This is a genomic window from Pseudomonas sp. MD330_10, from assembly GCF_042610415.1.
GTDB classification, from domain to species: domain Bacteria; phylum Pseudomonadota; class Gammaproteobacteria; order Pseudomonadales; family Pseudomonadaceae; genus Aquipseudomonas; species Aquipseudomonas rhodesiae.
Genome location: NZ_JBHGZU010000089.1, coordinates 1 through 265, shown reverse-complemented (window position 1 = coordinate 265; position 265 = coordinate 1). Strand labels below are relative to the sequence as shown.

Genomic DNA, 265 nt, shown 5'->3' with positions numbered 1-265 from the left:
TCCATCGGATTCCTGGCCAAACAGATCGATGCCGGCGTGTTCCAGCCTCTGGACCGAAGCCAGTTACCCACCTGGAACCACTTGGACCCCAAGCTGATGAAGCTGATCGAGGCCAACGACCCCGGCAACAAAGTCGCCGTGCCCTACATGTACGGCACCATCTTGATCGGCTTCAACCCGGCCAAGGTCTAGGCGGCGTTGGGCGACGATGCGCCGGTGGACAGCTGGGACTTGATCTTCAAGCCGGAAAACATCTGCAAGCTCA

Annotated in this window: 1 pseudogene; it reads left to right on the top strand. The window is 59.2% G+C overall.

From position 1 onward, the window contains the following. A pseudogene (locus ACFZPT_RS26735) lies at nucleotides 1-265 on the top strand (polyamine ABC transporter substrate-binding protein); the annotation flags it as partial.